Below are 11917 nucleotides of genomic sequence, written 5' to 3'. Positions count from 1 at the left end.
ACGTTTTAACGCCATGACTATTGCACCATTACGAATATCTTTACCTAGCTCATTCTCAATCTCTGGTTTTACTATTCTAGATAGCGATGTAAGATTGATGATACCCTGTGCTAGAGCACTTTGTAAAAATGGCTTTTTCTTGATATACTCTTCAACGACTGATGATATTGTTTTCATTTTATTATATGGTTGTTGAGCAAATATAACAACTTGTTATAAATAAAACAAAATGTTTTTTAATAAATCTACTAAATTAGTAGATTAATCAGAAATGATAAAAGGCAGATTCTAAATGTTCTAGCTCAAATTTGCTCTTATTCTTAAGTATGGTGATGATATCAAAACGTACCTCAACATCCAGATTATTATCTGTAACATAATGATCCGCTGCCATCACCAATAGCTTAATCTTCTTAGGTGTAACGGTCTCGGCTATGTTCTCAAAAAAATCTGTACTTCTTGAACGTACCTCTACAATAATCAACACATCGTCTTTACTAGCTATAATATCAACCTCTGCTTTTAAATATCTATAGTTCTTATATTTTATGGCATATCCTTTCTTTTTAAGATAATCTACAGCTATCTGCTCCCCTTCTTTTCCAAATTCGTTATGTTTTCCCATGATATAGTTAACAGATTATGCAATTCATCGAAAATATAGGAATTTCAACGCCTTTTTACCAATAAATCTCGTTATTTGAAATCTGATTACCGAAAATAGATAGTTTTAAATACTATACCTAATTTCCTAACGTTTAGCATAGAAGCCCCAACTCTACGAACGTAATACAAACGCCTATTTAAGAATATGGAATATTTCATTAATTGTAATACTTCTACTCTTGCTCCGTACACAGCTAATTTAGATCAGCTAAGAGCAGCCCATTTATATCGCCGCTTAGGATTTAGTGCCTCTGCGGAAACTATTAATCAAGCCATAGGGCAATCAGCCGGTGCATTGGTAGATAGTTTAATAGATGAAGCTTTAAGTATGCCAGAAATAGCTGCGCCTACTTGGGCAAATTGGAACAATGACAATTACCCCGCAGACAGCGACGCTAGCAATCAATTAAAGAGAGAGCAAAAAAATGAGTTTCAGTTGGCTTATGCCAATAGTATATTGAACAACAATTTAAGAGACCGATTAAGTTTCTTCTGGAGCAATCATTTTGTAACAGAACTAGAGGTTTATAATTGTAATTCATTTTTATATGAATATATTGATTGCCTTCAAAGACACTCCTTAGGTAACTTTAAAACTTTTACTAGCGAAATAGGTTTGACCAATGCCATGTTATACTACCTAGACGGTGTTTATAATAATGGTAACAATCCTAATGAAAATTATGCTCGTGAACTGTATGAACTATTTACTTTAGGTGAGGGCAATGCATATACAGAAGAAGATATTATTGAGACCGCAAAAGCACTTAGTGGTTATGTAGAACGTGGCGAAGTTGGCTGTTCACCTGTTGCTTTTGATGCTACAAAACATGATGCAGGTCCTAAAACTATATTAGGACAAACAGGTAATTGGGGATATGATGATGTCATCAACATTCTTTTTGAACAAAGAGCACCGGAGATCGCTGAATTTATTTGCAGAAAATTATATGAATTTTTCGTTCATCCAGATTCTAGAGATGATGCAAATAACGCACAAATGATCATTGATGGCATGGCTGCCACATTTATGACCAATGATTTTGAAATGGCACCTGTATTAAGACTTTTGTTTAAGAGTCAACACTTTTTTGATGACGAGGCTATTGGAGTAATTATAAAAAGCCCTGTAGATTTCTATTTCAATACGCTTAACGAATCTAACTTTAATTATACCGACACCAACGTTGCCGAAATGGTCAACTACAGTGCATTGTTAAGTCAAGAAATATTTGAACCATTTGATGTTGCCGGGTGGCAAAGAGACAGATCTTGGATCAACACTAACTTTATGATCGGCCGTTGGTTGACCATTGAAAGTATTCTAGAAGAATTCTATATGGCCGATAATGAGCAGTTTCGCTCATTTGGTCTTGAAATATCCGGTAACGAAGGATTAACAAATTCAAATCCGGATGTTGTTGCAAGACTAATTATAGATTTCATTTTAACGAAGGGACTTCTAAATGAAGAAGAATATGCCAAAGCATTTGCCATATTCAGAAGTGATGTAGAAGACGTTTACTACGAAGGTGGTAATCAAGAATCATGGACATTGGCTACTTGGCCACAAGGTCCGTTTCAAGTATATCTACTTTATCAATATTTAGCAAGACAACCTGAGTTTCAATTAAAATAACACCTACTACTATGTGCAATACACACCATACCCCGTTTAAAGGCCTACAACATGAAGGCCATGACGAAGAACATAAAACATGGAGCAGACGCTCTTTTTTACAAGCAATGGGCATAGCTGGTTCTGGCTCCATGATGCTTGGATCAAATATGCTATCTGCATCTGCACCATCACCCTTATCAGCAGCTATTTCAGGAGCAGAAACAGACAATATACTTATACTTATTCGCCTATCTGGCGGTAATGATGGCTTAAGCACGGTTATACCAATTGAACAGTATGACAGTTATGCCAATGCAAGACCTAATATCTATGTACCGGAAAGTAAGGTCTTAAAATTGACAGATGAATTTGGTGTACCATCATACATGAGTGCCTTGGCACCTATGTGGGAAGAAGGTCAATTTAAAGCAGTACACGGTGTAGGTTACGAAGGTCAAAGTTTATCTCACTTTACTGGTTCAGACATATTTGCCAATACAGATATAGAAACTACAGGTTTTAGCGGTTTAAATACCGGGTGGATGGGTAGACATTTTGAAAACATCTATCCTGATTATTTGGTGAACCCGCCTGCGGCACCTGCAGCCATTCAAATAGGGCAATTTGGCAGTTTGGTTTTTCAAGGTGATGAAACAAACTATGCATTTGTAACTTCAAATGTTGACCAATTAGAAGAAATTGCAGAATCTGGCGTAGTATATGGTTTAGAAGATAATTTGTTCAATGATTGTATGTATGGTGATCAACTTAAATTCTTAAGAGGTGTAGCCAATACCACATATGAATATTCTGGTGTTATACATGATGCTTACACACGTGGGCAAAACCAGGTTGAATACCAAGACAATAGTTTTGCACGCCAATTGGCACTTATAGCAAGATTGATCAAAGGTAATTTAGGTACAAAAGTATATATGATTTCTATGGGTGGTTTTGATACTCATGGTAATCAACCACAGGCACATGCTGAACTCATGACTAAATTATCTGTTGCGGTGAACAATTTCTATGAAGATGTAGCCTTTACACAACAAGATGATAAAGTTCTGAGCATGACTTTTTCAGAATTCGGAAGACGTATTTTCGAAAATGGTTCTAATGGTACCGACCACGGTAAAGCAACACCAACGCTATTTTTTGGTTCAGGTTTAAATGGTAGCGCCTTTGTCGGTGACCACCCAACGTTAGATGACCCTGATGGTAGAGGTAATTTGGAATACACGATGGATTTTAGAGACCTGTATGCCACCGTTCTTGCAGAATGGTTATGCGTAGACGTACCCTTGGTTGAAGCTCATTTACTGAACTATAAACCTTATGTTCCCGTAGATTTAGGATTTAGCTGTAGTGGTGAAGCTTTCCCAGATATTGTATACAGTGATGGTGAAGTTACCCCGCCAGTTTACCCAGACGAAGAAGCAGAAACACCGTTCAATCCAGATTTATTGAATGCCGTTGTTCACAAACCATTTTATCCAACGGATAGTACACCACATATCTACCTAGAAATGCCATTTTCGGCACATGTAGATATTCAACTTTATAACATTCTTGGTCAGAAAGTAGGCACCGTTTTTAACGAAATGATGTTTGAAGGTTCTACCGAAATAAATATACGAGAGCGCATGCCCGAACAGCTATCAACTGGTAAGTACATTTATCGCATCAATGTACAAAACCAAAACATGAGTAAATCAGTGATGGTAGCTTAATTTGTTTCCCAAATGTAAAAAGCCCTATTCAAATATATTGAGTAGGGCTTTTTAATTATGTCAATTTGGAGTTGTTCATTTTAGACTCGAACCTCAATTCCTTCATGACACGGTGATTTTTATCTTTGTGAAGAAGAGCCATATTTTTCATATGCTCTTCTACTTTTTTACCTTCAACATCTAATTTTTCTAGATTTTTGTCAAGCTTTAGTTTTTTTGAATTTCCAACCCCCATATCTTATAAGTTTAAATTAAAAAATAAGTTTTTTCTTACAATAGAACAAAATTTTATTCGTTTTAGTATAATTTGACCATCTATAAATACGTTTCACATCAATTTTCCCTAAAATTTAGTCTCAAATATCTATTATGAATAGGTTACAATTAAGAAGTAATTAAGGTTTCTCCCGGCAAATTCTGTATTTTTGCAGCCTAATTTATTTTAATGTCCGATATTAAATCACCCTCTAGATATACCATTACCGCTGCTTTACCATATACAAACGGTCCAATTCATATTGGTCATTTAGCAGGGGTTTACGTACCAGCAGATATATACGCCCGTTACCTTAGATTAAACGGCAAAGATGTAGCCTTTGTTTGTGGTAGCGACGAACATGGCGTTGCTATTTCAATGAAAGCAAAAAAAGAAGGAGTTACTCCTAAAGACATTATTGACAAGTACCATGCAATAATTAAGCAGTCCTTTGTAGATTTTGGTATCACGTTCGATAATTATTCTAGAACCTCAGCACAAGTACATCATAATACCGCATCAGAATTCTTTGTGAACCTTTACGAGAAAGGAGACTTTATAGAAGAGACTACTGCACAACTGTTCGATGAAGAAGCACAGCAGTTTTTAGCCGACCGTTTCGTTATAGGCACATGCCCAAAATGTGGAAACGAAGAAGCATACGGTGATCAATGTGAAAATTGCGGTTCAAGTTTAAATGCAACAGATTTAATAAATCCGAAATCAACTATAACCGGTACCGTACCAACCACCAAGGAAACAAAACACTGGTTTCTACCTTTAGATAGATATGAAGATTTTCTAAGAGAATGGATATTAAAAGGACATAAAGATGATTGGAAGCCGAACGTATACGGTCAATGTAAATCATGGATCGATGGCGGATTAGAGCCAAGAGCCGTTACCAGAGATTTAGACTGGGGAATACCAGTACCAGTTGAAGGGGGTGAAGGCAAAGTACTTTATGTATGGTTCGATGCTCCTATAGGTTATATCTCATCTACCAAAGAATGGGCTGCACGAGAAGGAAAAGATTGGGAGCCGTATTGGAAAGATGAAGACACCAAATTAGTTCACTTTATTGGGAAGGATAATATTGTTTTTCACTGCATTATTTTCCCTTCAATGTTAAAAGCTGAAGGAAGTTATATTTTACCCGAAAATGTACCGGCAAATGAATTCTTGAATTTAGAAGGAAACAAGCTTTCTACCTCTAAAAACTGGGCAGTTTGGTTACACGAGTATTTGGAAGATTTTCCTGAAATGCAAGATTCGCTACGCTATACATTAACGGCGAATGCACCAGAAACAAAAGACAATGATTTTACTTGGAAAGATTTTCAAGCACGTAATAATAATGAATTAGTAGCTATTCTAGGTAATTTCATTAACCGTGTAGTAGTGTTGACCAATAAGTACTATGATGGTAAAGTACCAACAGCAGAAAATTTAACCGATATCGATACCGAAACACTTGAGCAATTATCAAAATACCCTGCTATCATATCAAGTTCTATTGAGCGCTACCGTTTTAGAGAAGCTGGTCAAGAACTTATGAATCTTGCTCGTTTAGGTAATAAATATTTAGCAGATGCAGAGCCTTGGAAAGTGATTAAGGTAGATGAAGAACGAGTAAAAACTATTATGAACGTTGCTTTACAAATAGCCGCAGGGTTAGCAGTTTTAAGCGAGCCTTTTTTACCGTTTACTTCAAATAAGCTTAAGTCTATTTTAAATATTGATGCAAACCTAAATTGGAACAATGTTTCTTCAAAAGAAGGTTTGCTTGGTGCAGACCATCAAATTAATAAAGCGGAATTACTCTTCAGAAAAATTGAGGATAGTGAAATTCAAGCACAACTTGACAAATTAGAAGCTACTAAAAAAGCGAACGAATACGAAAACAAGCAAGTAATGCCACAAAAAGATACGATTACATTCGATGATTTTTCTAAATTAGATATGCGTGTAGGTACTATCATTGAAGCTGAAAAAATGGCAAAAGCTAAAAAGCTTTTAGTCTTAAAAGTAGATACCGGCTTAGATGTTAGAACTATTGTTTCCGGTATTGCAGAAAGTTTTAAACCAGAAGAAATAGTTGGTAAAAAAGTTACGGTTTTAGTCAACCTGGCACCAAGAGCATTGCGCGGTGTTGATAGTGAAGGTATGATCTTAATGACAGAAAACGCCGATGGAAAATTGGTATTTGTTAACCCAGATGAAGATGGAGTTGGCAATGGTGAAGGGATAAATTAATTTTAAATAAAACCTATTATTAAAAGCTTTGGTTAACTACCAAGGCTTTTTGTTTTTTAACAAATACCTAACTCAGTTTGATTTCAATACCTAATAATAGGTATTTTTAAAAGTTCTAAACGATTTTACATGCAATTACTCCCTTACATACTTAAACATACTCAACTACCGGAAAAAGGAATTCAAAATACCATTGAACTTTTAAATGCAGATTGCACCATTCCATTTATATCGCGTTACAGAAAAGAGCGTACAGGAAATTTAGACGAAGTACAGGTTGGCGCCATTGTTCAATATAAAGAACAGTTTGAAGCCTTGGAAAAACGTAAAAAAGCAATTATAAAAGCGGTTGATGAGCAAGGTGTACTTACAACGGAATTACAACAAAAGTTTGAAAGCGCTCCAGACCTTACACAATTAGAAGACTTATACCTGCCTTTTAAAAAGAGTAAAAAAACCAAAGCCGAAGTTGCTCGTAAAAACGGATTAGAGCCTTTAGCCAAAATCATTATGACACAGCGTAATGATGAGATAGAATATACGGCTTCTAAATATCTTAGCGCTACTGTAGAGAACGAAGATGATGCCTTAGAAGGAGCACGACATATCATTTCTGAGTGGATTAATGAACGTACAGATATTAGGGCATCAATACGATCTCAATTAGCAAGGTTTGCCATCATAGCTACCAAGGTAATCGGAACTAAAAAAGATGATGAAAAGGCTCAAAAATTTCGTGATTATTTTGATTGGAGTGAGCCGTTGAATAAATGTCCGTCGCATCGATTATTGGCTATACTACGCGCAGAATCAGAGAAATTTATTAGAGTAAAGATTGAACTCGACGATGAACGTTTATTAGATCGCATTAAAAATCGTATCATAAAAACCAACAATTCCTGTGGAAAGCAAATTGAACTTGCCATAGATGATGCATACAAAAGACTTCTTTTTCCGTCGTTGTCCAATGAAATATTAAAGGCAGCCAAAGAAAAAGCTGATGACGATGCCATAGCTGTTTTTTCCAATAATTTAAGACAATTGCTGTTAGGCGCGCCCTTGGGTGAAAAACGTATACTTGCCATTGACCCTGGTTTTAGAACGGGCTGTAAAGTAGTCTGCCTAGATGCCCAAGGTAATTTGGTACATAATGAAACTATTTATCCGCATGCACCACAAAATGATATTGGCGGTGCAATCAAAAAATTAAGTTCGTTGGCAAATGCATACAAAATTGAAGCTATTGCCATTGGTAACGGTACGGCATCACGAGAAACCGAACAGGTTGTTAAAAAAGTGATTTTTAATAATCCCGTAGAAGTATTTGTGGTTAGTGAAGCCGGAGCATCAATTTATTCTGCATCTAAAATTGCGAGAGATGAATTCCCAAATTATGACGTTACCGTTCGTGGTGCCGTTTCTATTGGTAGACGTTTGGCAGATCCTCTTGCCGAACTCGTAAAAATAGATCCAAAATCTATTGGTGTTGGGCAATATCAACATGATGTTGACCAAGGTAAACTAAAAGCATCTTTAGACACCGTAGTAGAAAGCTGTGTAAATTCGGTCGGTGTAAATATTAATACTGCCAGTGTGCCACTACTAAGTTATGTATCTGGAATAGGTCCTAAATTAGCAGAAAATATAGTTACGCAGAGAAAAGAAAAAGGCGCATTTAAAAGTAGAAAAGATATAAAAGATGTTCCCCGTTTAGGAGGAAAAGCATTTGAACAAGGAGCCGCTTTTTTACGTATTAAAGATGCTAAAAATCCGCTAGACGATTCTGCCGTACACCCAGAAAGTTATGGTATAATCAAGCAAATGGCAAAAGATCAAAAGACAGAAATTCTTTCTTTAATCGGAAATAAGACACTTCTTGAAAAGATTGAATTAGAAAAGTATTGTACTAATGATGTTGGGTTACCTACATTGGAGGATATACGCTCAGAGTTAGAAAAACCAGGTCTAGATCGCCGCGAAAAAGCTAAGGTATTTACGTTTGACCAAACCATTAAATCGATTACTGATTTACACAGCGGACAGTTGTTACCCGGTATTGTAAATAACATTACCAATTTTGGTTGTTTTGTAGATATTGGTATTAAGGAAAGTGGATTAATACATGTTTCTAATCTTTCAGATAGCTTCGTAAAAGATGTAAATGAACATGTACACCTACATCAACAAATAATTGTAAAAGTTTTAGATGTTGATGTACCTAGAAAACGTATTCAATTAAAGCTTCACAAATAGAACTATTATGCTAAAAATAGCGTATCACCCTATTTACAAACATCCATTACCGGAGAAGCATCGTTTTCCAATGATAAAATACGAGCTTTTACCACAGCAATTAATTCATGAAGGTACATGTACAGAAGAAAACTTCTTTGAACCAGAAATACCAAATGACAAACATATTGTAGCCGTTCATGATGCGGAGTATTTCTATGACTTATTGAATATTATGATACCGTCTAAAATGGCACGAAAAATAGGTTTTCCGTTATCGGAAGATTTAGTAGAAAGAGAGCGTATCATTGCAGACGGTACTATTAAAGGATGTGATTATGCCTTGAAATATGGAATTGCAATGAATATTGCTGGCGGAACACACCATGCATACAGTGACCATGGCGAAGCTTTTTGCATGTTGAACGACCAAGCTATAGGAGCAAAATATCTACTAAATAAAGGTTTAGCAAATAAGATTCTTATTGTAGATTTAGATGTTCACCAAGGCAATGGCACGGCAGAAATATTTCAACAAGATGAATCTGTATTTACATTTTCAATGCACGGAGAAGGGAACTATCCATTCAAAAAAGAAAAATCGGACTTAGATATATCCTTAGCAAAAGGCACTACGGATGAAACCTATCTTTCTATATTAGAAGAGAATTTACCACAACTAATTGAAGACGTAAAGCCAGATTTTATCTTCTATCTCTGTGGGGTTGATATTCTTGATAGTGACAAGTTAGGTACTTTAGGTATGACATTAGAAGGATGCAAAAAACGAGATGAGTTTGTTTTAGCTACCTGTCATCAACTAAATATACCTGTTCAATGTAGTATGGGTGGCGGGTACTCTCCAGACATTAAAATCATTGTAGAAGCACATGCCAACACCTTTAGAATAGCTCAAAAATTATATTTTTAAGAACTCTTTTAAATGTTTAGAGCAAAACATTGGACTAATTTGATTATATTCTAATGCACCATAACTTTAAATTTGCTTCATGAAAAATCTAGCAATCCTTTTAGGTATAACCTTTTGTATTTCATTGAACGCACAGGATTCTACCACAGATTCTACCGAAACCCGTTGGAATATGTTTAAACATGACGTGGGCAGCATATTTGGAGGAGTTGGCTATTCCTACGCACGTCCTTTCCATTGGAAAGGCGACCAATGGGCTCAATTTGGTGCTGTAGTAGCAAGTACTGGCTTAGTTTATTTGGCAGATGATGAAACATCTCGCTTTATTAGAAATAATAGAGAAGGTATCCCTAAAGTTGTACGTGATTATGGTGAATTTTATGGTAACCCTTCAAATAATTATATAGCAACATCTGGTGTTTATGCAGCAGGTTTAATTACCAAAAATGAAAAACTAAGAAGAACAGGTGTATTATTGGTTTCGTCAGCTACTTCTGCCGGTCTCTTACAACAAGTTTTAAAATCTGTTGTAGGTAGGGCAAGACCTCTGGCAGATTTAGGTAAGGACACTTTTGACCCTTTCAACTCTAGTAGAAATTTTCATTCATTTCCTTCAGGACATGCCTTATTAGCTTTTACCAACGCATATGCCATTGGCAAACAATTTAAAAACCCTTGGGTAAAAGCTGGTATATATACTATTGGAGCAATACCAGGCATATCTCGTGTATGGGATGGTCAACATTATCTAAGTGATATGGTATTTGCATTTGCCATCAGTATTGCCACTGTAGAATCTATAGATAGATATCTAGATAAAAGGTATGATGAAAAATACAACGACCAAAATAAAATGGTGAGTTGGAATCTCAATTTTGGACCTGGTCAATTGGGCGTAACCGTTAATTTCTAGTCTAATTTATGAGCACTATTTAAGAATCTAACATATAAAGGGCAAATTTAATTTTCCAGTAAGGCACCTTTTCCTCAAAGTATTCAAAATAATCTTTTAGGCCGGTAGCATCGGTTAATTCGGATTTGGCTTTTTCTATTTGCGCTATTTCCTTAGCATTTACGAACTGATTCAAATCTAGCTCTTCACCCTCGGTATGTTTTTTCATTAAATGCCCGTAAATGGTGTTTTCAGAAAGATTTCTTTGTGTTGCTATTTCTGAGACCGATAGTCCTTCAGAAAATAGTTCAAAAGATTGATCATGAGTTTTCTTTTTCGATTTTTTAGTGCCTACATGCTTTTTAATTTCATCTAAAAATACATCGGCATACTTCTCTAGTTTAGCCTGCCCAACTCCAGATACTTCCATGAACTCCGTTTCGTTTTTAGGTAACTTGGCTTCCATATCCTTTAAACTGGCATCACCAAAAACTACATATGCAGGTACATTTTGCTCCGTTGCAATTTGCTGTCTAAGCAGTCTCAGCTTTTCAAACAAATCAGTTTTCTTAACCCGTGATTTAGCAACAGTCTTTTTCTTTTCTTTTTCCTTTTGAAGAACGGCTAATTGAACTTTTCTACCCGAAAATAACACCTCTTTTGCTTGTGGAGTTAACCCCAGTCTTGCGCCTTCCCTAAAATTAATATCTAACACGCCTTGGTTCAACAATTGAATTACATATTGCTGTAAATCTAACCAAGAGACCTCTTTAACCGCTCCATACGTTTTTATGTTTTGATACCCTTTTTCTAAAACTTGCGCGTTCTGGGCACCTCTTAAAACATCTATCACCATACCCATAGGTTCACGTTCTTTTAACCGTGCAACACCAGAGCACACTTTTTGCGCCAATAAGGTAGCATCAAAGTAAGCAGGTGGTGAATTACATATATCACAATTACCACAGCCTTCGCTAACCTGTTCTCCAAAATAATTTAATAATGCAATTCTACGACAACTCAATGCCTCTGCAAATTGTTGCATACGCTCTAATTTAGCATACTCTACATCTGCATTTTCACTTTGGGTAATGAACCTGCGTAATTGCGCTACGTCTGCAAAGCTGTAAAATAGTAAAGCATGAGCCGGAAGACCGTCGCGACCACCACGACCAATTTCTTGATAATACCCTTCAATATTCTTGGGTAGATTATAATGAATTACCCAACGTACATTACTCTTATCTATACCCATACCAAAAGCAATAGTTGCCGCAATAATGGGAACTTTATCGGTAATAAATTCTTCTTGAACCGAAGAACGTTCATC

9 protein-coding genes and 1 pseudogene are annotated in these 11917 nt (G+C 36.0%); 6 read left to right on the top strand and 4 right to left on the bottom strand.

Features of this window, described 5'->3' with window-relative positions:
- Together ABJI11_RS18110 and ABJI11_RS18105 are read right to left on the bottom strand one after the other, a co-directional pair.
- Nucleotides 1–177, bottom strand: a pseudogene (locus tag ABJI11_RS18110) (aspartate kinase); the annotation flags it as partial.
- A gap of 88 nt (nt 178–265) precedes the next feature.
- A complete protein-coding gene (locus ABJI11_RS18105) occupies nt 266–625 on the bottom strand; it encodes a YraN family protein (RefSeq protein WP_348355538.1) in 360 nt (119 codons plus the stop codon).
- A 186-nt stretch (nt 626–811) separates the two neighbouring features.
- Here ABJI11_RS18105 and ABJI11_RS18100 point away from each other — a divergent pair, with 186 nt between their 5' ends.
- On the top strand, nt 812–2305 hold the full coding sequence (locus ABJI11_RS18100; RefSeq protein WP_348355535.1) for a DUF1800 domain-containing protein: 1494 nt from the start codon (nt 812–814) through the stop codon (nt 2303–2305).
- 11 nt (nt 2306–2316) lie between these two features.
- Complete coding sequence (locus ABJI11_RS18095; protein WP_348355532.1) at nt 2317–4020, top strand: DUF1501 domain-containing protein; 1704 nt, start codon at nt 2317–2319, stop codon at nt 4018–4020.
- A gap of 55 nt (nt 4021–4075) precedes the next feature.
- Here ABJI11_RS18095 and ABJI11_RS18090 read toward each other — a convergent pair whose 3' ends face one another.
- The gene (locus ABJI11_RS18090; protein ID WP_348355529.1) at nt 4076–4255 is read right to left on the bottom strand and encodes a hypothetical protein; all 180 of its coding nucleotides are present in this window, start codon (nt 4253–4255) and stop codon (nt 4076–4078) included.
- A gap of 210 nt (nt 4256–4465) precedes the next feature.
- Here ABJI11_RS18090 and metG point away from each other — a divergent pair, with 210 nt between their 5' ends.
- From metG to ABJI11_RS18070, 4 genes are all read left to right on the top strand, one after another.
- Entirely contained in the window at nt 4466–6532 is a 2067-nt protein-coding gene (metG, locus tag ABJI11_RS18085; protein ID WP_348355526.1) for a methionine--tRNA ligase, read from the top strand.
- A gap of 129 nt (nt 6533–6661) precedes the next feature.
- Nucleotides 6662–8785, top strand: a complete 2124-nt coding sequence (locus ABJI11_RS18080) for a Tex family protein (protein WP_348355523.1) — start codon at nt 6662–6664, stop codon at nt 8783–8785.
- Between the two features lie 7 nt (nt 8786–8792).
- Nucleotides 8793–9695 carry a histone deacetylase gene (locus ABJI11_RS18075; RefSeq protein ID WP_348355520.1) on the top strand — a complete coding sequence of 301 codons (903 nt, stop codon included), beginning with the start codon at nt 8793–8795 and terminating at the stop codon, nt 9693–9695.
- A gap of 79 nt (nt 9696–9774) precedes the next feature.
- Complete coding sequence (locus ABJI11_RS18070) at nt 9775–10608, top strand: phosphatase PAP2 family protein (protein WP_348355517.1); 834 nt, start codon at nt 9775–9777, stop codon at nt 10606–10608.
- Nucleotides 10609–10627: 19 nt separating this feature from the next.
- On the opposite strand, the gene ABJI11_RS18065 is transcribed toward ABJI11_RS18070, so the two are convergent.
- On the bottom strand, nt 10628–11917 hold a 1290-nt coding region (locus ABJI11_RS18065), incomplete at its 5' end, for a helix-turn-helix domain-containing protein (protein WP_348355514.1).

The sequence above is a fragment of the Maribacter sp. genome, from assembly GCF_039968975.1.
Classification (GTDB): domain Bacteria; phylum Bacteroidota; class Bacteroidia; order Flavobacteriales; family Flavobacteriaceae; genus Maribacter.
Note: the sequence above shows the minus strand (reverse complement) of the source record. Positions and strands in the feature narration are given on the sequence as shown.